Genomic DNA, 26,340 nt, shown 5'->3' with positions numbered 1-26,340 from the left:
CGGCGTCGAAGTAGACTGCCCGGCGACATCGCGGGCCGACGCTGAATGCGAGTTTCATGGACTCCAGCAATCACTGGTACGGGCACGCCCACATCCTTGCCGCCTACTGCGGCATGAACGCGGCCAAGCCGCCCCGGATCAACGGCGTCCTGCAGCACGGGTGGAACATCCTGCACGGGTTCGGCCCGGGCCACGAGCCGCCCGCCGGCTTCCTCAAGTACGTCTGGTCCGACGTCTCCCGCCGCCGCGGGCACCTGATCGGATGGCGGGACTACGCGGTCATCGGCTCCCCGTGGGCGTACCTGCTGGCGCAGCAGCCGGAGCAGCCGGCCGAGCGGTCCGGCACCATCTTCTACCCGTTCCACACCTGGGAGCAGGGCGCCGTCGAGGGCGACCACGGCGACCTGATCGCCCGGATCAAGGAGACCGAGCCCGGCCCGGTCACGGTCTGCCTGTACTGGATCGAGTACGACATGCCCGAGGTGCGGCGCGCCTACGAGGAGGCCGGGTTCCGGGTGATCTGCCACGGCCAGCGCGGCACGTACTGGAAGGGCACCGACACCAAGTTCCTCTACAAGCAGCTCGCCGAGCTGCGCAGGCACAAGCGGGTGGCGTCCAACCGGCTCACCACCGCGATCTTCTACGGGGCGTCGGTGGGCTGCGAGGCCGGCGTCTACGGCCCGCAGATGGATTTCGTCGAGGACCGCGGCGGCTTCGACGGCAAGCACCTGGTGCAGCGGCTGCATCCGGAGCTGCACGGCGAGTCGATCGACCGGGAGCTGCTGGCCGCGGTGACCCGGTCCGAGCTCGGGCTCGACGAGCTGCTGAGCCCCCAGGAATTGAGCTACGAGCTCGGATGGAGCGTGGCATGAGCGATCAGGACCTGCCCGGTCGAGTGCGGCTGCTCGGCGGCGAGATGCCCAATTGGTCGGATCTTGCGTCGGCCTGGGAGCCGGTACGCGGCGGCGCGCAGCTGCCGATCGTGCTCGCCGCCCTGGCCGGCCGGTCGCGCGTGCTCGTGGCCGGTCCGCACGAGCCCGACCTGCTCGCGGCCCTGGCTCGGGCGATCGACGGCGAGCTGACCTGCCTGGTGCGCTCGATCCCGGACGCGCGGCTGCTCGCCGAGGCGTTCGACACCGAGAACACCGAGAGCGGCGAACCCTCGATCCGCGTCGTCTGCGGCAGCCTCGAGCGGTTCCACGAGACCGGGTACGACGCGGTGGTCGCGCTCGACGACGTCATCCGGCTGTATTCGACCGAGGGCCCGGAGCCGACGTTCGGCACCGCGCTCGCCGACCTGCGCCGGCTGCTGACGCCGGACGGCGTCCTCGTCGTGACCGTGCACAACGAGCTCGGCGTGCACCGGCTGACCGCCGAGGTCCAGCCCGAGGCCGATCAGTCCGAGCCCGCCTGGAGCCGCCCGGCCGACGCGGACGACACCCGTCCGCGGAGTCTCGCCGACCTCGCCGCCCAGTTCGGGCCCGGCGCCGCGATCTGGCCGGTCTACCCGCTGCCCTCCGCGCCGGTGGTCGCCTGGGGTGCCGCCGCCGCGTCGGTGGACCGGATCGAGCACGCCGGCTTGCTCGCGGCCCTGTCCGAGCCGGCCACGCGCTCGCTCGAAGAGGCCCGGCCGACGGCCGACGCGGCCTCCCTGATGCGGCGCGTCTGGCGTTCCGGGCGGCTGCCCGAGCTGGCCGCCGGCTGGCTGGTCGTCGCGGACGCGAGCGACGGCCGGTCGGTCACCGCGGGGGCGAGCGACGGCCGGTCGGTCACCGCGGACGCGAGCGACGGCCGGTCGGTCACCGCGGAAGCGGGAGACGGCGGCGGCCGCGGCCCGGCGGCCGGCGACGTGGTCGCGTGGTTGGCCGCCGAGCAGGGCGAGCCGGTCGCGGTCCGGCTGGCCGGCGGCCGTCCGGTGCTGCCGGACGGTTCGGAGGCGCCCGCCGGCCGGCTTCTGTCCGACGTGCTGGCCGAGGCGGTCGTCGCCCCGGACCAGGCGGCTCTGCGCTCGGCCATCCGGGCTTACGCCACGTGGCTCGGCACGCTGAGTGACGTGGCGCCGGCCGCGGCCTCCCGGGTGATTCTCGGCCCCGACGGCGAACACCGGCCGCTGGTCCTCGGCGACGCCGGCCCGCTGCCGGTGGCCAAGACGCCGGACGACCAGCTGCTGATCGCGGTCGCCGACCTGGTGCGCCGGGTCGAGCGGAACGGCTACCGGCGCACGTGGCCCTCGCATCTGACGCCGGTCGAGGCCGTCGCCTGGGTCGCCGCGATGCGGGGCACGCCGGTACCCGACGACGCGGTACGGCGGGTCGCCGCCGACGCGGGACTCGACCAGCCTCGTCCGCCCCGGTCCGGGGTGCCGGTCGCCGTGGCCGTGGCGGCCGAGCGGTTCGAGGACTCCAACGCCTCCCGCGCGCGCTGGTTCGAGACGAAGCTCAAGGCGACCGAGAAGCAGCTCACGGCCGCCTGGGGTGAGGTCGACAAGGCCCGCCGGGCGTACCGGGAGATCGCGAAGGCCGACGACGCCCGGCTGAAGAACCGGCTGAAGACCAAGCTGAAGGAGGACGCGCCGCCCGGAGCCCTGCGGATCGGCAAGGCCGTCCGCACCCGGCTGCGGCGGGCCAAGCGACTCGCCCGCCGGATCCGCGGCTGACGTCGGCGCCGCCGGAGGTGCTCAGCCGCCTCCGGAGGTGCTCAGCCTCGCCGCCGGAGGCGCTCAGCCCTGCAGGTAGGCCAGGACGGCGAGCACCCGACGGTGCTGCTCCTCGTCCTGGTGCAGGTCGAGCTTGGTGAAGATGTTGCGGACGTGCTTCTCGACCGCGCCCTCGGTGACCACCATCTTGCGGGCGACCGCCGTGTTCGACATGCCCTCGGCCATCAGGCTCAGCACCTCACGCTCGCGCGGGGTGAGGTTGCGCAGCGGGTCGTCCCGGCGGCGCCGCACGAGCAGCTGGCTGACCACCTCGGGGTCGAGCACGGTGCCGCCGCCGGCCACCCGGCGCAGTCCGTCGAGGAACTCGGCGACCTGCGAGACCCGGTCCTTCAGCAGATAACCGACCGCGCCCAGGCGGTCGGCGAGCAGATCGTCGGCGTACGAGACCTCGACGTACTGGGAGAGCACCAGGATCGGGCTGCCCGGCACCAGGGAGCGCGCCTGCACGGCGGCGCGCAGCCCCTCGTCGGTGTGGGTGGGCGGCATCCGGACGTCCACGATGGACACATCCGGCTTGTGCTCGGCGATCGCCGCGACGAGGGACGGCCCGTCGCCGACGGCCGCCACCACCGTGTGGCCGTTCTCCTCGACGAGCCGGATAAGACCCTCGCGCAACAGCACCGCGTCGTCGGCAATCACCACCCGCATGCCGCCATGCTGTCAGATGCGGCGCCTCTCAGAGGGGCAGGGCGGCGGTGAGGACCGTGCCCTGACCCACCGGGCTCTCCACCGAGAGCACCCCGCCGGCGGCCCGCACCCGGTCGTCGAGCCCGGCGAGGCCGTGCCCCTTGGCCAGGCTCGCGCCGCCGTTGCCGTCGTCGGACACGGTGACCAGCAGCCCGGTCGCGATGCGCTGCACGCTGACGCGCACCTCGCTGGCGTAGCTGTGCTTGGCCACGTTGGTCAGCGCCTCGGCGACCACGAAGTACGCCGTCGACTCCACCGCCGGGTCGAGCCGCTCGAACTGCGGCGCGTCGAGGTCGACCGGCACCGTGCAACGGCCGGCCAGCGCGGTCAGCGCCGCCTGGAGGCCGCGGTCGACCAGGATCGGCGGGGCGATGCCGCGGGACAGGGCACGCAGCTCGTCGAGCGTCTCGCGGGTCTGGGTGAGCGCCTCGGCGACGGTCGCCCGGGCCGCCTCGGGGTCGGTGGCGAACTGCTGCTCGGCCCGGCCCAGATCCATGGCCAGCCGGACCAGGCGCTGCTGCGGGCCGTCGTGGATGTCGCGCTCGAGCCGGCGCAGCGCGGTGGCCTCGGCCGAGACGGCGGCGGCCTTCTGCTCCTGGGCGACCTCGCGCGCCGCGTTGGCCTGGACGACCTGCTGACGCAGATCGTTGACGCCGCAGAGCAGGGCGCGGGCGAAGTACGCCTCGAGCAGCGCCGCCCCGCGCACGACCCAGTAGAGGGTGCCGGCGAAGAAGACGCCCGTGGCCAGGTAGAACGCCACCTTGGTGCCGTAGCTCCCGTCGAAGCCGAGCAGCTCGGGCAGGTCCTGGTCGTCCGGCCCGTTCGGCAGCGCCCAGCCCCACAGGCCCCAGGTGAGCCCGTTCAGGACGCCCGACCACCAGGTGACCACGAAGGCGAACGAGATGGTGCTCGGGATGAACCGGAACATGCCGTGCAGCATGTCCAGCCAGACCTGGCCGTCGGTGAGCGGCGTCAGCAGCTTGCGGAAGATGCCGGCCTCGGGCCGCGACTTCTTGTAGTAGGGGTGCTGCACCGGCTGGTCGAGGACCGGGCGGAGGCGGGCCCGCTCGAGGGTCGCGAGGCCACGGGCCACGCCCATGGCGGCGATCAGGATCGGCAGGCCGATCCAGATGATCGCGGTGCCCACGCCGAGCCAGAACAGCGTCATGCACAGAACCACCGCGAGGATTCCCAGCGGGAAGCCGACCAGCACGTAGAGGGTGTCGTTGCCCAGCTTGCGGAGGATCCCGTTGGCCCGGGCCGGCGCGAGGGGCGCGGAGGTCGTCGTCATGGGTTCGACGCTAGGCATTGGCGAGCCCCCCTCCGATCCCGCTGCCCGCCGAATCGACGGTAGGGCTAACCCTACTCAGGCGCGTCGACCAGCTCGTAGATCGTCACCGGGCCGGCCGTGTGCCGGGCGACGGCGGCCCCGGCCAGCCGGGCCGAGACCGGACCGACCCGGGCGTCGGCGAAGAGCCAGCGCACGCCGTAGCGGCCGTGCAGGGCGGCCACGTCGGCCGGGTCGCCCGCGGCGAAGACCCGCTCGTTGAGGGCGGCACGCGCGGGATAGGGGGCCGGCTGGAGGTAGTACCGCTTGCCGCCCACGCCGTCGGCGGCGACCGCCTGGTCGCTGTAGCCCCAGCCGCCCAGCAGCGTGCGGCGCCCGGTCAGGGCGGCGACCCAGAAGGCACGCGCATCGCACCGGCCCGGGGGACCGAAGGGGAGGCAGTGGACGTTGGTGGCGACGACGTCCTCCGGCCCGGCGTGCCGGTCGAGCCATCTCGCGGCGGCCATCTCGTCCCGGCTGACCGCCGGGATCTTCGCGGCGGCCGGCCCGCGGAGAGCGTGCCGCAGGGCCACGGCGACATTGTGCGCGTACCCGCCGACGCCGGCGCCGAGGACCGCCGCGAGCAGGACCATCGGCAGGGCGCGCCGAGCGGCCGGACCACGCCCCGCGAGCAGGGCCGCCGGCAGGGCGCGCCGCGCGAGCAGGACCACCGCCGCGACGACGACCGTGACGGCCGCGGTCAGCAGCACCGGCACGAGCAGGGCGAGCGACCACGACACGACCGTGCGCGCGGGCGTCCCGCCGAGCCGGGGCACGAGCAGCGCCCAGACCGCACCGGCGGCCAGGCCGGCCGCCACCGTGCGGCGTCCGGGCGCCCGGTCGGCGAGCAGCCAGACGGTGAGCACGCCGGCGGCCGGCAGGACGCCGAGCCAGAAGTACACCTGGCTCGCGGAGGGGTGCCAGAACAGCCACATCCCGCCCGCGCCCGCCACCGTGACGCCGGCGAGCAGCCAGGCCGCCGGGTCGCATCGGGCCCGGCCGGTGCCGAGCAGCGCCAGGCCCGCCAGCCGGCCCACCTGCATGACCAGCCACCAGATCACCAGGGCCGCGACGAAGGCCAGGCCACCGGCCGAGGCGTGCGCGACACCCGCCGGCAGGCCGCCGTCGTTCGCGTCGTAGGCGCCGAGCGTCTGCCGGTACGGCAACAGGGAGAAGAGGATGGCCAGCGGCCGGACCGCCAGCGTGCCCGCCCCGCCGCCCGCGAACAGCCGGTAGCCGACCAGCATCGCGGCCAGGACGAGGCCGAACAGGACGAGCGCGCACCGCAGCCGCTCCCGGCCCCGGACCGCCACCGCGACCGCGCCCGCCGCCAGGCCGGCCACGATCGGCGGCAGCGCGCCGGCCTTGGCCCCGGCGCAGGCCAGCGCGAGTGGGAAGACCAGCACCCAGGCCCGGCCGATCGGCACGCCGCGCAGCACGTCGACGGCGAGCACCAGCAGCAGCCCGGTCAGCGGCAGCTGGTAGCTCTGCGAGGGACTGGGATAGCTGATCGCGTTGCCGCCGAGGGCGACGATCGGCGCCCCGAGCACCAGCGGCAGCCCGGCCACGGCGAGCACGCCGCCGAGCGCGCCGGCCTGCCACCGGCCGGTGACCTGCCGGGCCAGGGCGGCGGTGACCAGCGCGGTCAGCGCGATGATCGGCGGGAGCCAGAGCCGCAGCAGCACGGTGGCCGGGTCGATCCGAGTGATCAGCGCGGCGGTCGCCACGTCGGCGTCGGCGAGGTAGTGGTAGCGCAGGGTGTCGCCGGCCACCTGCGGCGTCTGGAACGGCATCGGGCGCATCACCTCGCGGACCAGCGCGAGGTGGTAGTAGAGGTCCTGATACCAGGAGGCGCCGGCCGGCGGCAGCGGCGTCGCGCGCCAGGCCGGCCCGAGGGCGAGCACGGCCAGCGTCACCGCCCCGGCGAGCGCCCACGACCAGTACGCCGGCGCCGGCCGCGGGTGGGCGATGCGCCAGTGCCGGCGCAGCCCGGGCACGGCCAGGAACGGCGCGACGATCAACAGCGGCCAGGCCGGCAGCAGCGCCGGAAATCCGGTGACGGTCGTCACGGCCCAGCCGGCGGCCAGCAGCAACAGGCCGGTGGCGCCGCCCAGGCCGAGGTCCTCGGCGAGACTGCCGGAGCTGCCGCGCAGGGCCCGGTACACGAGCGTGCCCGGCAACAGCACGGCCACGGGCAGATACACCGCGTAACGAAGGATGTCCCCGGATGGGACCCCGGTCGCCCCCAGGAGCGCGAGCACCACCAGGCCCGGTACGAGCCATGGAAGCGCCGGGTAAACTCGCGCGGCAAGCGACCGGCCGGAGGACAGAGGACTCCTACTTTCTTACAGAGTTGTGGACGGGGTGAACAATCCCGGTTTAACTACAGTTGAACGAGTGTTGTCCTTCTTCGGCCGGCCGAGAAACGCACCCGATCGTGGTTATGCTTCGGCCTCGTACCGCGTTCTGCCCACCCCTCGGGAGCTCAATCGTGTCTGAAATCAGTGGATCTTCGATCCTCGTCACCGGTGCCACCGGCTCGTTCGGCAAGGCGTTCCTGAAGTACGCCTTGGAGCACCTGGACCCCCAGCGGATCGTCATCCTCTCCCGCGACGAGCTGAAGCAGTACGAGGTTCGCCAGATGTTCGGCGACGACAAGCGCCTGCGCTTCTTCCTCGGCGACATCCGCGACAAGGACCGGCTGGCCCGCGCCGTGCACGGCGTCGACTACCTGATCCACGCGGCCGCGCTCAAGCAGGTCGACACCGCGGAGTACAACCCCTCCGAGTTCGTCGCCACCAACATCAACGGCTCGCAGAACGTGATCGACGCGGCGATCAACGCCGGTGTGAAGAAGGTCGTGGCCCTCTCCACCGACAAGGCGTCCAGCCCGATCAACCTCTACGGCGCGACCAAGCTCGTCGCCGACAAGTCGTTCATCGCCGGCAACCACTACGCCGCCACCCACCCGACCCGGTTCTCGGTCGTCCGCTACGGCAACGTGATGGGCAGCCGCGGCTCGGTGGTGCCGCTGTTCCGGCGCCTGGCGGCCGAGGGCAGGAGCCTGCCGATCACTGACAAGCGGATGACCCGGTTCTGGATCACGCTCCCCCAGGCCGTGCAGTTCGTGGTCGACTCGTTCGACAAGATGGAGGGCGGCGAGCTCTTCGTGCCGCGCATCCCGAGCATGCGCATCATGGACCTGGTCGAGGCGGTCGCGCCCGGCTCGCCGACCCACGAGACCGGCATCCGCCCCGGCGAGAAGCTGCACGAGGAGATGATCGCCTCCGACGACAGCCGCCGCACCCTGCGCTTCCCGGACCGTTACGTGGTGCAGCCGGTCGTCGCGAGCTGGGGCTACCAGACCCCGGTCGGCGGCGAGGAGGTCGAGGACGGCTTCAACTACCGCTCCGACAACAACGACCTCTGGCTCGGCATCGAGGAGATGCGCGAGCTGCTCGAGAAGGAGAGCTGATGCTGCCGTACGGGCGGCAGTCCATCGACGATTCCGACATCGAAGCGGTCGTCGCCGCGCTCGGCAGTGACTGGCTGACCACCGGCCCCCGGGTCGCGCAGTTCGAGAAGGACATCGAGGCCGTCGCGGGCGCGCCGGCCGTCACGGTGACCAACGGCACCACGGCGCTGAACGCGGCGTACGCGGCGGCCGGCGTCGGGCCCGGCGACGAGGTCGTCGTCACCCCGATGACGTTCGTGGCCACGGCCTCGGGCGCGACCACCCTCGGCGCCAAGGTGATCTTCGCCGACGTCGAGGACGACACCGCCAACCTCGACCCGGCCGCGGTCGAGGCCGCGGTGACGTCGCGCACCCGGGCGATCGGCGCGGTCGACTACGCCGGCCACCCGGCCGACTACGACGCGCTGCGCAAGATCTCGGAGCGGGCCGGCGCGGTCCTGATCGGCGACGCCGCCCACGCGATCGGCTCGACCCTGCACGGCCGGCCGGTCGGCACGCTCGCCGACCTCACCACGTTCTCGTTCTTCCCCACGAAGAACCTGACCACGGCCGAGGGCGGCGCGGTCGCCTCGATCCGGCCCGACCTGCTCGAGCGCGCCCGCACGTACAGCCGCATCGGCATGGTCCGCGAGCCGGAGAAGCTGCGTCACCCCGACGAGGGCGGCTGGTTCTACGAGGTCCACGAGTTCGGCACCAACTACCGCCTGCCCGACCTGCTCTGCGCGCTCGGCAGCTCGCAGCTCAAGCGGCTCGGCGAGTTCAAGGCCCGCCGCCAGCGGCTCACCGCCCGCTACGACGAGCTGCTGGCCGACGTGCCGGGCCTGCGCCTGCCGGTGCAGCGCGACGGCGTCGACCCGATGCGCCACCTCTACCCGGTGCGGGTGCTCGACGGCCGCCGGCGCGAGGTCTACGACCGGTTGCGCGAGGCCGGCATCGGCGTGCAGGTCAACTACATCCCGGTCTACTGGCACCCGGTGTTCGAGGACCTGGGCTACCGGCGGGGGATGTGTCCGGTGGCGGAGGCCTTCTACGCTGAAGAGCTGTCCCTACCGCTCTTCGTCGACCTCAGCGACGCCGACCAGGACCGCGTCGTGGAGGCATTGCGACACATCCTCGGGAGCTAGCCGAGTGCACCACGCCAACCACTTCTACGGCCACGCGCACGTCCTGGCCGAGTACTGCGGCCTCGATCCGGAGCGTCCACCCCGGATCGAGGGCTACGTGCAGCACGGCTGGAACGTGGTCGACGGGCTCGGGATCGGCACCCCGTACATGCCGGGCAAGCCGATCTTCGTCTGGTCCGACCAGACCCGCCGGCGGGCCTGGTCGATGGGCCGCCGGCAGGTGACGGTGACCGGCGCGCCGTTCCTCTACCTCCTGGAGCTGAAGAAGGACGAGCCGGCCGCCGAGCGCGAGGGCACGATCTGGTATCCGTTCCACGGCTGGGAGAGCCAGAAGGTCAAGGGCAGCCACGCCCGCCTGATCGACGAGATCATGGCGACCGAGGACGGCCCGGTCACGTTCTGCCTGTACTGGAACGAGTACCGCACCGACCGGATCCGCGCCGAGTACGAGAAAGCCGGCCGGGTGGTGTGCCACGGCTACCGCGGCCTCAAATGGCAGGACACCGACACCCGGTTCCTGCACAAGCAGCTCGCCGAGCTCCGCCGGCACCGCCGGGTGGCGTCCAACCGGCTGAGCAGTGCGATCTTCTATGGGGTGGCGGCGGGCTGTGACCCGGCCGTCTACGGTGACCCGATGCAGTTGGAGAACGAGGACCGCGCCACCGCCGAGCGCATCCGCCGCCAGTGGCCGGAGCTGCACGGCAAGCGCCCCGATCCGGCCCGGGCCCGGCCGAGCGCGCTGGCCGAGCTGGGCGACGGCTACCTGGCTTCGCCGGCCGAGCTGCGGGCGATGCTGGGCTGGTCGCACGAGCGAGCAGGTCTGCCGGCCGCTGCCGCGACCGGTGGTCCGCGGGCGGTGCCGGCGTGATCCGGCTGATCGGCGGCGAGATGCCCGGGTTCACCGAGAGCCGGCCACCGGCGGGCGGCGGCCTCCTCGGTCACATCGCGGATCAGGTGCCGGCGGGCGTCGAGGTCCTGGTGGCCGGCCCGCACGACCGGGCGCTGATCGACACCGTCAAAACCCGCAGTTCCGTGACCTGTCTCGTACGCTCCCAGACCGCGGCCGCCGAGCTCGACGCCCGCGGCCTCGACGTGCTCTGCGGGTCGCTGACCAAGCTGGAGGCCGGCCGCTGGGACGTGATCGTCGCGTTCGACGGCGTCGACCGGCTCTGCTCGGTCGAGGGCCCGCAGCTGGACTGGGCCGAGAGCGTCCAGGCGCTCAAGCGTTCCCTGCGCCCCGGCGGCACGCTGCTGCTCGCGGTGGAGAACTCGCTCGGCGTGCACCGGCTGGTCGACCCCGGGATCCCCACCGCCGCGCAGACCGACGACGCGTGGCGGCCGCTCGGCGAGTTCGACGGGTCCCGCCCCGGCACCCCGGCCCGGCTGACCGCCCGCTTCGAGGCCGAGGGACTCACCGTCGGCTGGCTGGCCGCGGCCTGGCCCGAGCCCGGCTCCCCGACGCTGGCCGCCACGGCCGAGGCCCTAGAGAACGAGGCGCTCGCCGCCCTCGCCGCGCGCGCGGCCGGCGTGGCGTACGCGAACCGCAGTGTCCTGTCCGATCCCCGCCGCCTGGCCGCCGCCGCCGTGCGCGCCGGTCTCGGCGCCGAGCTCGCCGCGTCCTGGCTGGTCGTCGCCCACCTCGCGCCTTCGGAGTCACCCGCGGTGACGAGCTTGCCGCCGGTCCTGACCGAGGCCGGCCCGCTCGACCGGCCCCTGCCGCAGGGTCACCTGGTCGAGGAGTTGCTGCTGGCCGCCTGCCTGCGGCATGATCTGCCGACCGTGCGACGGCTGCTCACCGGCTGGATCGCGGCACTGCCCGGCGCCACCGCCGACAACGTGGTGGTCGACGGCGACACCTACACCATGCTCGACCCGAGCGTTCCGGCCGAGGCCGACGTCCTCCACCGGTTCGCCCGCACCCTGCTCACCGGCGGGTACGCGCACCCGTGGCCCGCCGCCACCGACCCGCAGGCGCTGACCGCGATCCTGCACGGCGCCGCCGGCCTGTCCGGCGACGTCCCGGCGGCACCGGACGGCGACGACCCGCCGCTCCCGGACGCCCGCCGCGAGCACGAGGAACAGCTGCGGGCCCTCAACCGCAGGCTGGCCGACGCCGAATCCCGCGCCGACATGTCCGAGCGCGAGCTCGCCAAGCGGGAGGAGGAGCTGCGGAAGGCCCGGGCCCAAATCGCCACATTCAGCGGTTCGATCGGCTACCGCATGGCAAAGCTTGGGTATGGAGCAGCACGTAAGGCAAGAAATCGCCTTCGAAAAAGGACCTAAATGACATCCCTCGGCATAATTCAGGCGCGGATGGACTCCTCCCGCCTTCCCAATAAGGTGCTGCGCAAGCTCGGCACCCGCACGATGCTCGAGCGTGTCGTCCGCGCGGCCCGGCAGAGCGGGGTGCTCGACGAGCTGGTCGTCGCCACCACGGTCGAGGCCACCGACGACGCGATCGTCGCCGAGTGCGAGCGGATCGGCGTGCCGTACCACCGCGGTCCGGTCGACGACGTGCTGGCCCGGTTCCTGGGCGTGCTCGACCGGTACGACAGCGACATCGTGCTGCGGTTCACGGCCGACAACCCGCTGATCGACCCGGAGCTGATCGCCCGGGCGCACCGGGTCTTCGTCGCGTCGGGGGCCGACTACCTCAGCACGTCGATCGGGCACACGCTGCCGCGCGGCCTGGACGTCGAGATGGTGCGGACGCCGGTGCTGCGCGCCATCGACGCGGTCGCCACCGAGCATCACCGGGTACACGTGACGTCGTACATCTACACGCACGCCGACGACTTCGACGTGGTCGGCCTGACCCTGCAGCCCGACCTCTCGCACCTGCGGCTGACCATGGACACCGAGGACGACCTCAAGCTGATCGAGGCGATCGTCGACGAGTTCGGCGACGAGCCGGTCGGCTATCGCAAGCTCACGTCGTGGCTTGCGGCGCACCCCGAGCTGGTCGAGATCAACGCGCACGTCCTGCAGAAGGCTCTTGTGCAGGCGTGACGATCGTCGGTATTCGCTGCGACGCCGGTGCCCGCACCGGCGTCGGGCACCTGGTCCGCTGTGTCGCGCTGGCCGAGGAGCTGGTCGCCCGGGGCGCCGGGGTCCGCTTCCTGAGTGACCTCGGCGGCGTCGAGTGGGCGACCGCCCAGCTCACCCAGCGCGGGCTGCCTTGGCATCCGCCACCGTTCGACCCGGTCGGGTTCGTGGCGGCGGTCGAGCGGCTCGAGATCGACGCGGTGGTGATCGACTCGTACACGCTGCCGCCCCAGCACAGCGTGGCCGTCCGCAAGACCGGCCGCCCGGTGCTGGCCATCGTCGACGGGGACTTCCGGGGGCAGACCGCGGACATCTACGTCGACCAGAACCTGGACGCGGTGATCGACGATCCGGAGGCGGTCGGGCTGGCCGGGCTCGACTACGCCCTGCTGCGGGGATCGGTCCGGCAGCTGCGACCGCTCTCGCCGCCGGTCGGGAGCTCCGCGCGTACGCCCAAGGTCGTCGCCTTTTTCGGCGGGACCGACGCCTACCGCGCCGCGCCGCAGATCGCCCGGCTCCTCGCCCGGACCGGCGTGCCCTTCGACGCCACGATCATCGGCGCCAACGAGGAGCTGCGGGCCGAGCTGGCGCAGGTAGCGGCGGGACCGGGTCAGCGTTTCGACATCATCCCGCCCACCGACGACCTGCCCAAGCTCCTCGCCGGCGCCGATCTCGCGGTCAGCGCCAGCGGCACCTCGACCTGGGAGCTGCTCTGCCTCGGTCTGCCGTCGGCGCTGGTCTGGGTGGTGGACAACCAGATCATCGGGTACGACCGGACGATCGCCCGCGGCTACGCGGCCGGCCTGGGACAGCTCGGCCACCTCGGCGACGACTCGGTGACGACCCTGCGCTCGCTGCTGACCGACGCCGGCCGCCGCACCGAGCTGGCCGCCCGGGCGTGGGCGGCCGTCGACGGGCGCGGCGTGGAGCGGGTGACGGACGCCCTGCTCGAGCGAGTTACGGCGCGCTGACCTCGATCACCACCTTGCCGACCGCGTGCTGCTCGACCGCCTCGTGCGCGTCGGCCACGCGCTCGAACGGGTAGCGCAGGATCGGCAGGCCCGCCTCCTCGCCCACCCGGAAGGCGCCGCTGTTGACCGCCTCGGCCACCGCGGCGACCGCGTTGTCCTTCTCCTCGGCCGAGGTCGTGTAGGTCAGCACGAAGTCCAGGCTGACGTTCTTGAGCATCGCCTTGAAGCTCGGGATCGTCACCTCGCCGCCCACGTAGATGGCGATGTTGCCGCCCGGCGCGACCACGCCGAGGTCGGTGCGCAGGTTCTCGGTGTTGACCTCGACCACGACCTGGCAGCCCCCCGGCGCCAGCTCCTTGACCCGGGCGACCACGTCCTCCTCGCGGTAGTTGATCACCGCGTCGGCCCCGGCCGCGCTCGCCAGATCGGCCTTCTCCTTCGAGCTCACCGTGGTCAGCACGGTCGCGCCGGCCCACTTGGCGAGCTGGATGGCGGCGTTGCCCACGGCCCCCGCGCCACCGGCGACCAGCACCGTGCGGCCCTCGAGCGCGCCCGGCCCGAGCCGGGCCGGGCCGTCGCTGGCAAGCGTGAGGCAGCGGTGCGCGGTCAGCGCCGGGATGCCCAGGGCCGCCCCGACCTCGAACGGGACGTCCTCGTTCATCCGGACGACCTGGCGGCGGGGAATCACGATGTACTCCTGCGCGGTGCCGTCGGCCCGGCCGTAGGCGGCGTCCCAGACCCAGACCCGGTCGCCCGGCTCGAGGCCGGTCACGCCCTCGCCGACCGCGTCGACCACGCCGGCGCCGTCCTGGTTCGGCACGCGCGGCGGGTTGACCCCGTCGGGCACGCCCCGGCCGGCGCGGGTGCCGGTGTCGGTGGGGTTGACGGCGGACAGGACAATCCGCACGCGGACCTCATCCACTCCCGGCGGCGGGGTCTCCCGCTCGACGATCTGCAGGACGGAGGCGGGTCCGGGCTCTTCGAAAACGGCAGCTCGCATGGATCACACGCTAGTCAGCTCCCGGCGCATCGCCACCCGCGGCCACCGATCCAGCCCGTGCGCGGCCTCGGCGGCGCGGATCCGGCGCAGGCCCGGGGTGAGCTCGGCATCGGTCAGCCGCCGGAAGCCGAGCCGCTCGTAGTACGGCGCGTTCCAGGCGACCTCCGCGTAGGTGGTGAGGGTCAGCGCGGCCGATCCATGCGCGCGGGCCCACGCCGCGACCTGCTCGACCAGCGCCGAACCGAGACCGCGGCGGCCGTGGGCGGGATCGACCGACACCTGCTCGATGTGCACGTTCCCGTCGACCCACTCGGCGACCAGGTAGCCGACCGGCGGGTCGCCGGCCACCCAGGCCCGGCCGTCCCGCACGTACGGCAGCAGCTCCTCGACCGTCCCCGGATCGTCCTCCGCCACGAAATCCATGCCGACGGCGGCGAACAGCCGCCCGGCCGCGACCTCGATCGAGATCATCGCCGGCACGTCGTCCGCCCGGGCCGCCCGGATCACTCATTGCCCATCGAGTCGAGAAGAGCATCGAGGTCCGGCCCCGGTTCCGGCGTCGGCCGCACCTCCACGTAGAGCCCGAGCGCCGAGATCACCTTGAAGACCAGACCGACTTCAGCGGTTGCCTTGCCTGCCTCGAGATCGGTCAGCCAGCGTCGACTCACGGTCGCCCGGTCAGCCAGCGCGCCCTGGCTCAGCCCGACAGCACGGCGGCGGTCGCGAAGATATCGGCCCAACTCCTGCACGTTGCTCAGTCGCACGGGCTCCCCCTCTCCGCGTCATTGTTGCGCACGTACGTGCGCAACCCGGAAAAGGGCTCAGTGGCCTCCGGCGGCGTGCCGAACAGGTCTGTGTTCATTCGCAGCTTCCCTGGAGGCACCCGTGTCAACCGTGCTCATCGCCGACGACGACGCCGACCACCGTGAGCTGCTCACGCTCGCCCTTCGCCGGGCCGGGCACGACGTGGTCGCGGCCGAGGACGCGGACGGCGCGATGACGGCGCTGCGCACGGGCTCGTTCGACGCCGCGCTGCTGGACGTGCGGATGCCGGGCGAGTCGGGGATCGAGCTGTGCGCCCGGCTGCGGGCCGAGCCGGCCACCGCGCTGCTGCCGGTGATGATGCTCAGCGCCGACGTCAACGACCAGAAGATCGTCGCGGCGCTGCACGCGGGCGCGGACGACTACATGACCAAGCCGTTCCACCGGGCCGAGCTCTGCGCCCGGCTGGACAACCTGATGCTGCACAAGCCGTCGCCGGCCCGGCAGTCGGCCACCGCCGCCGCGGCCGCCGCGGCCGCGGCCCGGGCCGGATCCCGGGCCCTGCGCGAGGCGGCGGTCCTTACGCCGGAGCCGCGCGGCGCCCGCACCGCCTGACCGTCATCCGACGTATGCCCGCGGCATGATCCCCGGGCGTAGGGTCGTCCGCATGACCGCCGCCGGGGACACCCTGATCCGCTACCACTCGGCCCGCGGGCGGTGGGTTCTGCTGGCCACCGTGCTCGGCTCCAGCCTGGCCTTCATCGATGCCACCGTGGTCAACATCGCGCTGCCGTCGATCGGCAGCAGCCTCGGCGCCGACGCGGCCGGGCTGCAGTGGACCGTCAACGGCTACGCGCTGAGCCTGGCCTCCCTCATCCTGCTCGGCGGCTCGCTCGGCGACCGGTACGGCCGCAAGCGCGTCTTCATGATCGGTGTGGGCTGGTTCGCCGCCGCGTCCCTGCTCTGCGGGCTGGCGCCGTCCATCGAGCTGCTGATCGGCGCCCGCGTCCTGCAGGGCATCGGCGGCGCGCTGCTCACCCCGGGCGCGCTCGCGATCCTGGAGGCGTCCTTCGCCCGCGACGACCGGGCCCGGGCCATCGGCGCCTGGTCCGGCCTCGGCGGCATCGGCGGCGCGCTCGGGCCCTTCCTCGGCGGCTGGCTCGTCGAGGCCGGCAGCTGGCGCTACATCTTCCTGATCAACGTGCCGGTCGCCCTGCTCGTGCTGCTGGTCGCGGCCCGGCACGTGCCCGAGTCGCGCAACCCGGCCGCGGCCCGCCACTTCGACATCGCCGGCATCGTGACCGGGGCGATCGGGCTGGGCGGCCTCACCTACGGTTTCACCGCCTGGCCGGCGCGTGGGCCGGGCGACCCGGTGGTGCTGCTGTCGCTGGCCGTCGGCGTCGCCGGGCTGGTCGCCTTCGTGCTGGTCGAGCGCCGCTCACCGCAGCCGATGGTGCCGCTGGAGATCTTCCGGCACCGGGCGTTCGCCGGGGCCAACCTGGTGACGCTGCTGGTCTACGCGGCGAACGGCGGCGTGTTCTTCCTCTTCGTCATCAACCTGCAGGTGGTGGCCGGGTTCAGCCCGTTGGCGGCCGGCACCGCGATGCTGCCGGCCACGGTCCTGATGCTGCTGCTGTCGGCCCGCTCGGGCGCGCTCGGCCAGCGGATCGGCCCGCGGATCCCGATGACGGCCGGCCCGCTGATCTGCGCCGTCGCGCTGCTGATGATGGCGATGATCGGGGCCGGCGCGTCGTACCTGACCGACGTCCTGCCCGCCGTGATCATCCTGGGTCTGGGCCTGTCGGCGCTGGTGGCGCCGCTGACCGCGACGGCGCTCGGCTCGCTCGACGACGCGCACGCCGGCATCGCCTCGGGCGTGAACAACGCGGTGGCCCGGGCCGCCGGCCTGCTGTCGGTCGCGATCCTGCCGCTGGCCGCCGGGCTGGGCGCGGGCAGCCTCACCGTCGCCGACCAGCTGCACCCGGTCTACCGCAACGCGATGCTGATCTGCGCCGGGCTGATGGTGGTGGGCGCGGCGCTCGCGTTCGTCCTGATCCCCAACCGGCTGGCCGAGCACCCGCCGTCGCCGAGCTTCTGCGACCCGTGCTCCCCGCCGGTCCTCTCGCGGGAACCGGCGGAGAGCAGGCCGGTCTAGAAGTGGGCGACGATCCGGCGCGCCGGGCCGTCCACGGTCATCCGCCCGCCGTACGGAAGGATCCACTGCGGCGCCGTATGACCGAAATCGACACCGAAGACCGCGAGCGCCGACGGGTTGTAGGCGGCCAGCGCGCGCAGCACCGCCGCACGCTGCTCGTCGCGATAGCGGGCCCGGTCCTCGTGTGGCGGCCGGTGCTCGAAGTTGCTGGCCTTGGCCGTCGCCACCAGGACCGCCGGGAACTGCTCGAGCAGGCCCCGCTCCCCCGCGTTGCGCAGCATCCGGAACACCTCCTCGGCCGGCGGCATCTCCTCCGAGGTCTCCAGCAGCAGGATCGACCCGGCGTAGTCGGCGGCCGGGTTGATCCACCGGTTCGCGGCCAGGTTCCAGTGCAGGATCTCGAGGTTGCCGCCCCAGGTCGGCCCGGTCACCACCCGGTCGGCGTTGTGCCAGTGGAAGCCGGGGCTCTCGACCCGCGGCGCCGCGGTGGTCAGCGCGGCCTCGTCGGACCAGCTCAGCTCCTCGTCGCCGAACTCCTTGACCGGCGTGATCTCGAGGTCGCCGCCGTCGAAGAGGGCCGCCCGCAGCGAGGCCAGGTGCTCGGGGTCGACCCCGCCGCCCCGCGCGAGGTGCACCATCGTCGACCCGCCGTGGTAGGCGGGCACCCCGTGCCGCCAGAGCCAGTTCAGCAGGTTGGTGTTGTCGGAGTAGCCGAAGAACGGCTTCGGGTCGGCCACGAACGGCGCCGGGTCGAGGTGCGGCAGCACGGTGATCTGGTCGCTGCCGCCGATGGTGGCGAAGACGGCCCGGATCGACGGGTCGGCGTAGGCGGCCGTCAGGTCGGCGGCCCGCTCGGCCGGTGACGCGCCGCTCTTCCGGGTGGTCGGGTACTCCACCGGCTCCAGCCCGAGCAGCTCCCGGATGCGGGCCAGGCCCTGCTCGTGGACGGCGGGATAGAGGGCGGGCGCGGCGAACGAGGGCGAGACGACGGCGACGCGATCGCCGGGTTCGAGCTTCATGACCCCTATCTGAGCCTCAGATCATGCCCGCCCGCAACGCATATGCCACGGCGTGCGAGCGATTGCGCAGCTTGAGCCGGTGCGTGACCCCGTAGATCACGTTTTTCACGGTCCGCTCCGAGTAGCAGAGCTTCCCGGCGATCTCGTTGGTGTCGAACCCGTCCGCCATCAGCCGCAACACGTCGATCTCGCGCGGGGTGAGCCCGGAGGCGTTCAGCCCGTTCGGCGCGAGCACGTCCCGCTGCATCCGGTCGACCTGCTTGAGCAACTCGCCGACCAGGTTGGGCGGCATCACCCCGCCGCCGGCCGCGGCCGCCCGCACGCTGTGCGCGAGCCGCTCGGCAGTGACCGCGGACCGCGGCAGGATCGCCACCACCCGGCACTCGACGGCGGTCATCAGCTCGGCCTCGGCCACTTCCTGGCAGACCAGCACGATGGGCGCGCCGGTCTCGGCGCCGGCCCGGCGCAGCGCGGCCACGGTGTCGGGGGTGAGTCTCTCGGCGGCGGCCACCAGCACCTCGGCGTCCGCCCGCTGAGCGGTACGCAGCACCGTGATGTCACCGCGGAACTGAAGCAACGCGGCCAGTCCCGCGTGGCTGACCGGATCCATCGCCTGCAACGCGACCCTGACCTGTTCCACGGCGGCCCCTTCCTTCGCGACGTGGAGCAAGTGTCGGAGAAGGTTCTTCAGGAATTCTTCACAGATCCTTCATCCCGGAATAGAGGCCGATAGGCCAGTTCAGCAGAGGTGCGAAGCGGCATGGAAGGGGTACCGCGGAGGTGTGCCCGTCCGTGCGGTTTGTGTTATCCATTGACACCCGCCCCGTCTCCCTCGAAGTTGGGTTCACCGACCCGGGAGGACACGTGCCCGAAACACTGCGCGTAGGCGTGCTCGGGCCGGTCCGTGCCTGGATCGGGGAGCGCGAGATCGACCTCGGCGCGGCGCGGCAGCGGGCGGTCTTCGCGGTCCTCGCCGCGCATGCCGGCCGGCTCGTCGGCCGGGACGAGCTGATCACGGCGATCTGGGGCGACTCGCCGCCGGCCACCGCGGCCGGGAGCGTCTACACGTACGTGTCGGGCCTGCGCCGCGCTCTCGACCCGGGCATGCTCACCACCGCCTCGGGCGGCTACCTGCTGCACGTCGCCGCGGCCGACCTCGACGCCGAACGGTTCGGCCAGTTGCGATCGGCGGCCGCCGAGCTGCTGGCCGCCGGCGACAACCGGGGCGCCGCCGACCGGCTCGACGAGGCGCTGGCCCTGTGGCGCGGTGACGCGTACGCGACGCTCGCCGGCCCCTTCCTCGAGCTGGACCGCCAGCGCCTGGCCGAGCTGCGCCTGGCCACCGCCGAGCAGCGGGCCCGCATCCTGCTCGACTCCGGCGGCGACGACGGCCTGATCGCCGAGCTGACCGGCCTGGTCAAGGACAACCCGCTGCACGAGCCGCTGCACGAGCTGCTGATGCGCGCCCTGCACCGGGCCGGCCGGCACGCCGAGGCGCTCGAGGTCTTCCGGGCCGCCCGCCGCACGCTGGTCGCCGAGCTCGGCATCGAGCCGGGCCCGGCGCTGCGCGAGCTGCAGCGCCAGGTACTGGCCGGCTCGGCCGAGCAGCCGGCCGCCCTGCCGGTGCCCGAGCCGCTGCGCACGGTGGTGCCGACCCCGGTCGCCAAGGCGCTGCGCGACGGGCTCGCCGCCCGTGACTGGTTCGGCCGCGAGTCCGAGATCGATCAGCTGCGCGACCTGGTGCGCCAGGTGGCGGCCGGCACCGGGGGCGAGGTCTGGATCTCCGGCGAGGCCGGCATCGGCAAGACCGAGCTGCTGACCCACGCGTTCGCCGACGCGGCCCGCTGCGGCTGCCGGGTGGCCTGGGGCGCGGCCGACCAGCTCGGCTCCCGGGTGCCGCTGCAGGTGCTGTCCCGCGCCCTCGGTCTCGAGTCCGCCTCCCGCCGGCCGCGCAGCCCGCTGGCCGAGCCCGACATCGCCGAGGACCAGATCGTCGCCTCGGTCCGCGCCGCCTGCGCGGCCGCGCCGCTGATCCTGATCGTCGACGACATGCAGTGGGCCGACAGCGCCACGCTGCGCGTCTGGGAGCGGCTGCGCGGCCTGCTCGGGCGGCTGCCGCTGCTGCTGGTCGCGTCCTCCCGGCCCGGCGACCGGGCGGCGCCGCCCGGGGCGCTGCGGCTGCGGCCGCTCCCGGCCGGCGAGCTCGACCGCCTGGTGGCCGCCCTGGTCGGCGCCCCGCCCGGCGACAACCTGCGCGCCCTGGTGTCCGGCTCCGGCGGCAACCCGCTCTTCGCCCGCGAGCTGGTCGGCGCGCTGCGGCAGCGGGACGTGATCGAGGTAGCCGACGGCCGCGCCGACATCGGGCCGGAGGTGACCGTCGAGCCGCCCCGCACGCTGATGGCCGCCGTGCACGCCACGCTCGAGCTGCTCTCCGGCCCGACCCGGGAGGTGTTGCGGCTGGCCGCGCTGCTCGGCACCGAGTTCTCGGTAAGCGAGGTGGTCGCGGTGACCGGCCGCTCGGCGCTCGAGCTGGTCGGCGCGCTGGAGGAGGCGCTGGCCGCGACCGTGCTGGTGGACAGCGGCACCGACCTCGCGTTCCGGCACGGCTACCTGCGGCAGGCGCTGGTCGAGACGGTGCCCCCGGCGCTGCGGGCCGGCCTGCACCGGCACGCGGCCGAGGTGCTCGCGGCCGGCGGCAGCCCGGTGACCCGGGTGGCCGAGCAGTTGGTGGCCGAGACCCCGGCGGTCGACACCTGGGTGCTCAACTGGCTGCTCGCCCACCACGCCGAGGTGGTGCGCCGGGCGCCGCAGATCGCCGGCGACCTGATCCGCCGCACGCTCGACACCGACCTGCCGTCGGCCGCGCAGCGTGGGGTGCTGCTGGTGGCGCTGGCCCGGCTCGAGTTCCGCCGGGAGCGCTACCCGATGACCGAGGCCGAGGAGGCGATGAGCCTCGCCACCGATCCGGCCGACCGGGCCGAGATGCGGCAGCTGCTGGCGACCATGCGCTACCGCAAGGGCGAGACCGCCGAGGCGGTGGCGATGCTGCGCGACGCCGTCGACGATCCGCGGGTGCCGACGATCTGGCGGTCCCGGCACCGGGTGCTGCTGGCCAACTTCCGCCGGGGCGATCTCGACGACCTCGACCGGGCCGAGGAACGGGCGCGGGCCGTGCACGCCGAGGCCGAGGCGGCCGGCCAGCCGTACGAGACCGCGTTCGCCCTCCAGACGATCTGGCTCACCAGCTCGATCCGCCGCGACCACGAGCGCGCGCTGCGGCACGTCGACCGGGCGCTCGAGGTGGTGTCGGGCCGGCCCGAGCTCGCCGGGACGTACTTCGACCTGCTCGACAACCGCCTGTTCTCGCTCCAGAACCTCGATCGTCTCGACGAGGCGCAGAGCACTCTGCGGCTGGCCGCCGAGTTCGCGGCCGAGCACCGGCTGCCGGCCGGCATGCAGGTCGCGACCGCCGTGCAGCACTACTGGCGGGGCCGCTGGGACGAGGCGCTGGCCGAGGTGGCGGCGGTGACCGAGGACGGCCCGGGCATCACGCTGCACGGCATGCGCGAGCCCGGCGCGGTCACCATGCTGCTGCACGGGGTGGCCGCGCTGATCGCTCTGCACCGCGACGCGCGCGACCTCGCGGCGGCCCATCTCGACGCGGCCGACGCCGTGCCGGCCAGCGAGGCGGAGCGGGAGAACTGCGACTTCCTGCTGGTCGCCCGGGCGCTCTGGGCCGAGCAGCGCGGGCGGCCGGCCGAGGCGCTCGACCTGCTCGCCCCGCTGCTCCAACCCTCGTACGCGCCGATGATGCTCCGCCACCAGTGGCTGCCCGACGTGCTGCGCCTGGCCCGCCGCCAGTCCCGGATGGACATCGCCGACCGGGCCGCCGCGATCTGCGCCGACGAGGCCGCGAAGGAGGTGCGGCCGGCCCGCGCGCACGCCGCCCACCTGCGCTGCCAGGCGCTGCAGAGCGGCGATCCGGCGCCGGCCCGGGAGGCGGCCGCGCACTACCGACAGGTGGGCCGGCCGTTCGAGCTGGCCGCCGCTCTCGAGGACGCCGCCATGCTCAGCGGCGAGCGCCCGGACGAGGCGCTGCACCTCTACGCATCCATGTCGGCGCGCTGGGACGTGGCGCGCACATCGACTGTTGTCGTTTAATACCCCTCCCGGCTCCATCACGCGCCGCCCACGAGGGGCGTTCCGCGTGCGTTTCTGATTGGTTCTGGTAGCGGACCTTGACAGGAAAAGTTTGATAGTGCGTGAATGTGTTTCCAGGCGGTTACTCCCCGATGACTCATCACCGCTAAGGAGCACAACTCATGAGCACATACCCGGGCCGCTTGCGGCCTGCGGCCGCTACCCTCGGTGCGGCCCTGCTTATTCTCAGTGCCGGCGCCTGCGCCAAGTCCGAGGACGACAGCTCGAGCAACAACGCGGCCGCGCCCGCGTCGGCCGCCGCCCAGGTCGCTCAGTCCGCCGCGCCCGGCGCCGCGACCTGCACGATCGACCAGTACGGCGGCACCAAGATCGACCTCAAGACGGCGAAGGTCGGCTTCTCCCAGTCCGAGAAGGAGGCGAACCCGTTCCGCATCGCCGAGACCCAGTCCATCAAGGACGAGGCGGCGAAGCTGGGCATCACCAACCTCACCACCACGAACGCGAACTCCCAGTTCAACAAGCAGATCAGCGACGTCGAGCAGATGATCGACTCGGGCGTGCAGCTGCTGGTGATCGCGCCGCTGAACTCGGACGGCTGGGACTCGGTCTTCGCCAAGGCCTCGGCCAAGAAGATCCCGATCGTGACCATCGACCGCAAGATCAACGCGACCCCTTGCAAGGACTACCTGACCTTCATCGGGTCGGACTTCGCCGAGCAGGGCAAGCGGGCGGCCGACGAGATGGCCAAGGCGATGGGCAACAAGGGCAAGGTCGCGATCCTGCTGGGCTCGCCCGGCAACAACGTGACCACGCTGCGTACCAGCGGTTTCAAGGACGAGATCGCCAAGGTCGCGCCGGACATCAAGATCGTCTTTGAGCAGACGGGCAACTTCGCCCGTGAGGACGGGCAGAAAGTCACCGAGCAGCTGCTGCAGGCCAACCCCGACATCAACGGCATCTACGGGGAGAACGACGAGATGGCCCTGGGCGCCATCACCGCGCTGAAGGGCGCCGGCAAGAAGGCCGGCGACGTCAAGGTCGTGTCGATCGACGGCACGAAGGGCGCGGTCCAGGCCATCGTGGACGGTTGGGCGAACGCCGTCATCGAGTCGAACCCGCGCTTCGGGCCACTCTCCTTCGCCACGGCGCAGAAGTTCTTCGCCGGCGACCCGGTCGAGCAGGACATCATCATCCAGGACCGGCAGTACGGCACGGACAACGCCAAGGCGGACCTCAACAGCGCGTACTGATCCCCGGAACGTTCCCGGCGGTGACCGCACGAGCGGCGCCGCCGGGAAATGTTCGTTCCCGTCTGTCTGTGTTGCCGGCGGCGGGACCAGTCGTCGATCCGGTGGAACGAGACCGCACACCGTAAGGAAATCGGGAAATGGCGCTGCTTGAAGTCGTCGACGTCTCCAAAATCTTCCCGGGGGTGCGCGCCCTCGACGAAGTCTCGTTCCGCCTGGAGGCGGGCGAGGTGCACGCCCTGGTCGGCGAGAACGGCGCCGGCAAGTCCACATTGATCAAGGTGCTCACCGGCGTCTATCACCCGGACGGCGGTGAGCTGCGCTACCAGGACCGGCCGGCGCAGTTCGCGACGCCGATGGACGCCCAGGACGCCGGCATCTCGACCATCTACCAAGAGGTCAACCTCATCCCGCTGATGAGCGTGTCGCACAACCTGTTCCTCGGCCGGGAGCCGCGCACGAAGCTCGGTCTGCTCGACGAGGGGCGCATGCACCGCGAGGCGCGGCAGATCCTTTCCGGGTACGGGGTGACGGCCGACGTCCGGCGCCCGCTGGGCACCCTGCCATTGGGCGCCCAGCAGATGGTCGCCCTGGCCCGGGCCGTGATGATCGACGCCAAGGTCGTGATCATGGACGAGCCCACCTCGTCGCTGGAGCCGCGCGAGGTGGAGACCCTGTTCGGGGTCATCCGCGACCTGCACGCCCGTGGCATCGGCATCATCTACGTCAGCCACCGGCTCGACGAGCTGTACCGCATCTGCGACGCCGTCACGATCCTGCGCGACGGCAAGCTGGTGCACACCGGAAAGCTCGCCGACCTCGAACGCATTCGCCTGGTCTCGCTGATGCTCGGCCGGGACATGTCCGAGATCAGACGTGAAGGATCGACGGCGTTCTCTTCGACCAAGGGCTCCGGCGCGGCGACCGGCGACACCGGCGCCGCGCCGGTCCTGGCCGCGGAGGGCCTGACCAGCCGCCCGAAGCTCCACGACATCAGCTTCGACGTCAAGCCGGGCGAGGTGGTCGGGCTCGGCGGCCTGCTCGGGGCCGGCCGCAGCGAGACGATCAAGGCGATCGGCGGCGCGTATCCGCTGGACGCCGGCGATGTGCGGGTGGACGGCGTCAACCTGAAGAAGCCCAGCACCGTGCGGGCGGTCAAGGCCGGCATCGCCGTACAGCCGGAGGACCGCAAGGCCGAAGGCATCGTCGCCGGCCTGTCGGTACGGGAGAACATCGCGCTCGCCGTGCTGCCCCGGGTGTCCCGCCTCGGCCTGGTCTCCGACGCCCGGATCGACGAGATCGTCGACAAGTACATGAAGCGCCTGCGGATCAAGGCGTCCAGCCCCGACCAGCTGGTCGGCGACCTCTCCGGCGGCAACCAGCAGAAGGTGCTGCTGGCCCGCCTGCTCGCGACCGGCCCCAAGGTGCTGCTGCTGGACGAGCCGACCCGCGGCATCGACGTGGGGGCGAAGGCGGAGGTGCAGTCGCTGATCGACGAGCTCGCGGCCGAGGGGCTCGGCGTCGTGCTGGTCTCCTCCGACGCCGAGGAGCTGGTCGAGGGCGCCGACCGGGTGGTGGTGCTGCGCGACGGCGTCGTCGTCGGCACGCTCACCGGCGACCAAGTGACCACCGAGGACCTCATGGCCACGATCGCCGCGGCCGCACCATCGGAGACCGACAATGACCACTGACACCGCGGCCGCCCGGCCGAGCGTCGACCTGAGCCGGATCAAGGCCTGGCTGCCGAAGTACGGCGTGTACCTGGCGATCGTCCTGCTCGTCCTCTACAACATCTTCTTCACGCCGTACTTCCTGACCTGGAGCAACCTGCGCATCCAACTGATCCAGGTGGCGCCGATCGTGATCGTGGCGATGGGCATGGCACTGGTGATCGGCACCGAGGGCATCGACCTCTCGGTGGGCTCGGTGATGGCCCTCGCGGCGGCGCTCATCCCCCTCTATCTGGGGTACGGGGTGGCGGCCGCGATCCTGGTCTCCCTCCTCGCCGGGGTGGTGGTCGGCCTGATCAATGGCACGCTCGTGGCCAAGGTCGGGTTGCAGCCGATCGTCGCGACGCTGGCCCTCTTCGTGGGTGGGCGCGGCCTCGCCGTGGTCATCTCCGAGGGCAAGCTCAAGGACATCCGCGACCCGAACTTCCTCTACCTCGGCTCCGGCGAGCTGCTCGGCATCCCCGTGCTGGTCTGGATCGCGGCCGTGCTGGTGCTGGTCGTGGCGTTCCTGGTGCGCCGCACGGTCTTCGGCCGGCGGCTGCTGGCGATCGGCGGCAACCGCCCGGCCACCGAGCTGGCCGGCCTCCCGGTCAAGCGGGTGCTGATCACCGTGTATGTGCTCTGCTCCGTCCTCGCCTCGATCGCCGGCCTCCTCTCGGTCTCCCGCATCCAGTCCAGCGACGCCTCGGCGGTCGGCCTGCTGATCGAGCTCTCCGCGATCACCGCCGTCGTGGTCGGCGGCACCCCGCTCACCGGCGGCCGGGTGCGGGTGCTCGGCACCGTCGCCGGCGCCCTGCTCATGCAGCTGGTGATCGCCACCATGATCAAGCACAACCTGCCGCCGTCCACGACCGAGATGGCGCAGGCCGTCATCATCCTGATCGCCGTGTACGTGGCGCGAGAGAGGAAGACCCGGTGACC

The 26,340-nt window shown here is 72.7% G+C and carries 22 protein-coding genes; 14 read left to right on the top strand and 8 right to left on the bottom strand.

The genetic code is table 11. The features are described 5' to 3' along the window. Positions 1 to 56: 56 nt before the first annotated feature. Both ACQP2F_RS02215 and ACQP2F_RS02210 read left to right on the top strand, forming a co-directional pair. A complete protein-coding gene (locus ACQP2F_RS02215) occupies positions 57 to 872 on the top strand; it encodes a hypothetical protein (RefSeq protein WP_433300128.1) in 816 nt (271 codons plus the stop codon). Continuing rightward, positions 869 to 2,656, top strand: a complete 1,788-nt coding sequence (locus ACQP2F_RS02210) for a hypothetical protein (protein ID WP_433300126.1) — start codon at positions 869 to 871, stop codon at positions 2,654 to 2,656. Before ACQP2F_RS02215 ends, ACQP2F_RS02210 begins: the two co-directional genes overlap by 4 nt. A gap of 63 nt (positions 2,657 to 2,719) precedes the next feature. Here the strand turns inward: ACQP2F_RS02210 and ACQP2F_RS02205 are convergent, their stop codons facing one another. The 3 genes from ACQP2F_RS02205 to ACQP2F_RS02195 form a co-directional block, all read right to left on the bottom strand. Beyond that, complete coding sequence (locus ACQP2F_RS02205; RefSeq protein ID WP_433300124.1) at positions 2,720 to 3,364, bottom strand: response regulator; 645 nt, start codon at positions 3,362 to 3,364, stop codon at positions 2,720 to 2,722. Positions 3,365 to 3,392: 28 nt separating this feature from the next. Beyond that, positions 3,393 to 4,694 carry a sensor histidine kinase gene (locus tag ACQP2F_RS02200; protein ID WP_433300123.1) on the bottom strand — a complete coding sequence of 434 codons (1,302 nt, stop codon included), beginning with the start codon at positions 4,692 to 4,694 and terminating at the stop codon, positions 3,393 to 3,395. Between the two features lie 71 nt (positions 4,695 to 4,765). After that, on the bottom strand, positions 4,766 to 6,934 hold the full coding sequence (locus ACQP2F_RS02195) for a hypothetical protein (RefSeq protein WP_433300121.1): 2,169 nt from the start codon (positions 6,932 to 6,934) through the stop codon (positions 4,766 to 4,768). 287 nt (positions 6,935 to 7,221) lie between these two features. Between ACQP2F_RS02195 and pseB the strand changes: the two genes are divergently transcribed. The 6 genes from pseB to ACQP2F_RS02165 are packed head-to-tail and all read left to right on the top strand — an operon-like array spanning position 7,222 to position 13,345. Further along, the gene (gene pseB / locus ACQP2F_RS02190) at positions 7,222 to 8,205 is read left to right on the top strand and encodes a UDP-N-acetylglucosamine 4,6-dehydratase (inverting) (protein WP_433300119.1); all 984 of its coding nucleotides are present in this window, start codon (positions 7,222 to 7,224) and stop codon (positions 8,203 to 8,205) included. Beyond that, complete coding sequence (locus tag ACQP2F_RS02185; protein ID WP_433300117.1) at positions 8,205 to 9,329, top strand: DegT/DnrJ/EryC1/StrS family aminotransferase; 1,125 nt, start codon at positions 8,205 to 8,207, stop codon at positions 9,327 to 9,329. Before pseB ends, ACQP2F_RS02185 begins: the two co-directional genes overlap by 1 nt. A gap of 4 nt (positions 9,330 to 9,333) precedes the next feature. Further along, positions 9,334 to 10,197, top strand: coding sequence for a hypothetical protein (locus ACQP2F_RS02180; RefSeq protein WP_433300115.1), 864 nt, complete (start codon positions 9,334 to 9,336; stop codon positions 10,195 to 10,197). Beyond that, the gene (locus ACQP2F_RS02175; protein ID WP_433300113.1) at positions 10,194 to 11,612 is read left to right on the top strand and encodes a hypothetical protein; all 1,419 of its coding nucleotides are present in this window, start codon (positions 10,194 to 10,196) and stop codon (positions 11,610 to 11,612) included. Before ACQP2F_RS02180 ends, ACQP2F_RS02175 begins: the two co-directional genes overlap by 4 nt. After that, entirely contained in the window at positions 11,613 to 12,338 is a 726-nt protein-coding gene (locus tag ACQP2F_RS02170) for a cytidylyltransferase domain-containing protein (protein ID WP_433300112.1), read from the top strand. Continuing rightward, positions 12,335 to 13,345, top strand: a complete 1,011-nt coding sequence (locus ACQP2F_RS02165) for a PseG/SpsG family protein (protein WP_433300110.1) — start codon at positions 12,335 to 12,337, stop codon at positions 13,343 to 13,345. Before ACQP2F_RS02170 ends, ACQP2F_RS02165 begins: the two co-directional genes overlap by 4 nt. On the opposite strand, the gene ACQP2F_RS02160 is transcribed toward ACQP2F_RS02165, so the two are convergent. The 3 genes from ACQP2F_RS02160 to ACQP2F_RS02150 are packed head-to-tail and all read right to left on the bottom strand — an operon-like array spanning position 13,332 to position 15,109. Next, positions 13,332 to 14,345 (bottom strand): NADPH:quinone reductase, encoded by a 1,014-nt coding sequence (locus ACQP2F_RS02160; RefSeq protein ID WP_433300108.1) that lies wholly within the window; start codon positions 14,343 to 14,345, stop codon positions 13,332 to 13,334. The genes ACQP2F_RS02165 and ACQP2F_RS02160 overlap by 14 nt on opposite strands. A 3-nt stretch (positions 14,346 to 14,348) precedes the next feature. Then, the gene (locus ACQP2F_RS02155; RefSeq protein WP_433300106.1) at positions 14,349 to 14,816 is read right to left on the bottom strand and encodes a GNAT family N-acetyltransferase; all 468 of its coding nucleotides are present in this window, start codon (positions 14,814 to 14,816) and stop codon (positions 14,349 to 14,351) included. A gap of 32 nt (positions 14,817 to 14,848) precedes the next feature. After that, a complete protein-coding gene (locus ACQP2F_RS02150; protein WP_433300104.1) occupies positions 14,849 to 15,109 on the bottom strand; it encodes a helix-turn-helix domain-containing protein in 261 nt (86 codons plus the stop codon). A gap of 121 nt (positions 15,110 to 15,230) precedes the next feature. On the opposite strand from ACQP2F_RS02150, the gene ACQP2F_RS02145 reads away from it, so the two are divergent. Beyond that, positions 15,231 to 15,722: a response regulator transcription factor gene (locus tag ACQP2F_RS02145; RefSeq protein WP_433300102.1), complete on the top strand. Its 492-nt coding sequence runs from the start codon at positions 15,231 to 15,233 to the stop codon at positions 15,720 to 15,722. Between the two features lie 52 nt (positions 15,723 to 15,774). Next, positions 15,775 to 17,262 (top strand): MFS transporter, encoded by a 1,488-nt coding sequence (locus tag ACQP2F_RS02140; RefSeq protein ID WP_433300100.1) that lies wholly within the window; start codon positions 15,775 to 15,777, stop codon positions 17,260 to 17,262. Here ACQP2F_RS02140 and ACQP2F_RS02135 read toward each other — a convergent pair. Continuing rightward, positions 17,259 to 18,281: a S66 family peptidase gene (locus ACQP2F_RS02135; protein WP_433300099.1), complete on the bottom strand. Its 1,023-nt coding sequence runs from the start codon at positions 18,279 to 18,281 to the stop codon at positions 17,259 to 17,261. The genes ACQP2F_RS02140 and ACQP2F_RS02135 overlap by 4 nt on opposite strands. Before the next feature lie 16 nt (positions 18,282 to 18,297). Then, positions 18,298 to 18,921, bottom strand: a complete 624-nt coding sequence (locus tag ACQP2F_RS02130) for a response regulator transcription factor (RefSeq protein ID WP_433300097.1) — start codon at positions 18,919 to 18,921, stop codon at positions 18,298 to 18,300. A gap of 224 nt (positions 18,922 to 19,145) precedes the next feature. Between ACQP2F_RS02130 and ACQP2F_RS02125 the strand changes: the two genes are divergently transcribed. From ACQP2F_RS02125 to ACQP2F_RS02110, 4 genes are all read left to right on the top strand, one after another. After that, entirely contained in the window at positions 19,146 to 22,442 is a 3,297-nt protein-coding gene (locus ACQP2F_RS02125) for a BTAD domain-containing putative transcriptional regulator (RefSeq protein WP_433300095.1), read from the top strand. Positions 22,443 to 22,603: 161 nt separating this feature from the next. Next, positions 22,604 to 23,692, top strand: a complete 1,089-nt coding sequence (locus tag ACQP2F_RS02120) for an ABC transporter substrate-binding protein (protein WP_433300093.1) — start codon at positions 22,604 to 22,606, stop codon at positions 23,690 to 23,692. Positions 23,693 to 23,829: 137 nt separating this feature from the next. Beyond that, on the top strand, positions 23,830 to 25,380 hold the full coding sequence (locus tag ACQP2F_RS02115; RefSeq protein WP_433300091.1) for a sugar ABC transporter ATP-binding protein: 1,551 nt from the start codon (positions 23,830 to 23,832) through the stop codon (positions 25,378 to 25,380). Then, a complete protein-coding gene (locus ACQP2F_RS02110) occupies positions 25,370 to 26,338 on the top strand; it encodes an ABC transporter permease (RefSeq protein ID WP_433300090.1) in 969 nt (322 codons plus the stop codon). The genes ACQP2F_RS02115 and ACQP2F_RS02110 overlap by 11 nt, the downstream gene beginning before the upstream one ends. Positions 26,339 to 26,340: the final 2 nt, after the last annotated feature.

The organism is Actinoplanes sp. CA-030573, from assembly GCF_050951115.1.
GTDB lineage: Bacteria > Actinomycetota > Actinomycetes > Mycobacteriales > Micromonosporaceae > Actinoplanes.
The sequence above is the reverse complement of the archived record's forward strand: the minus strand, read 5'-3'. Positions and strand labels throughout refer to the sequence as shown.

Coding starts and splice junctions, on each gene's coding strand:
- ACQP2F_RS02135 (WP_433300099.1), bottom strand. CDS start 18,281: ATGAAGCTCGAACCCGGCGATCGCGTCGCCGTCGTCTCGCCCTCGTTC.
- ACQP2F_RS02110 (WP_433300090.1), top strand. CDS start 25,370: ATGACCACTGACACCGCGGCCGCCCGGCCGAGCGTCGACCTGAGCCGG.
- ACQP2F_RS02160 (WP_433300108.1), bottom strand. CDS start 14,345: ATGCGAGCTGCCGTTTTCGAAGAGCCCGGACCCGCCTCCGTCCTGCAG.
- ACQP2F_RS02215 (WP_433300128.1), top strand. CDS start 57: ATGGACTCCAGCAATCACTGGTACGGGCACGCCCACATCCTTGCCGCC.
- ACQP2F_RS02205 (WP_433300124.1), bottom strand. CDS start 3,364: ATGCGGGTGGTGATTGCCGACGACGCGGTGCTGTTGCGCGAGGGTCTT.
- ACQP2F_RS02155 (WP_433300106.1), bottom strand. CDS start 14,816: ATGATCTCGATCGAGGTCGCGGCCGGGCGGCTGTTCGCCGCCGTCGGC.
- ACQP2F_RS02200 (WP_433300123.1), bottom strand. CDS start 4,694: ATGACGACGACCTCCGCGCCCCTCGCGCCGGCCCGGGCCAACGGGATC.
- ACQP2F_RS02170 (WP_433300112.1), top strand. CDS start 11,613: ATGACATCCCTCGGCATAATTCAGGCGCGGATGGACTCCTCCCGCCTT.
- ACQP2F_RS02210 (WP_433300126.1), top strand. CDS start 869: ATGAGCGATCAGGACCTGCCCGGTCGAGTGCGGCTGCTCGGCGGCGAG.
- ACQP2F_RS02115 (WP_433300091.1), top strand. CDS start 23,830: ATGGCGCTGCTTGAAGTCGTCGACGTCTCCAAAATCTTCCCGGGGGTG.
- ACQP2F_RS02140 (WP_433300100.1), top strand. CDS start 15,775: ATGACCGCCGCCGGGGACACCCTGATCCGCTACCACTCGGCCCGCGGG.
- ACQP2F_RS02185 (WP_433300117.1), top strand. CDS start 8,205: ATGCTGCCGTACGGGCGGCAGTCCATCGACGATTCCGACATCGAAGCG.
- ACQP2F_RS02120 (WP_433300093.1), top strand. CDS start 22,604: ATGAGCACATACCCGGGCCGCTTGCGGCCTGCGGCCGCTACCCTCGGT.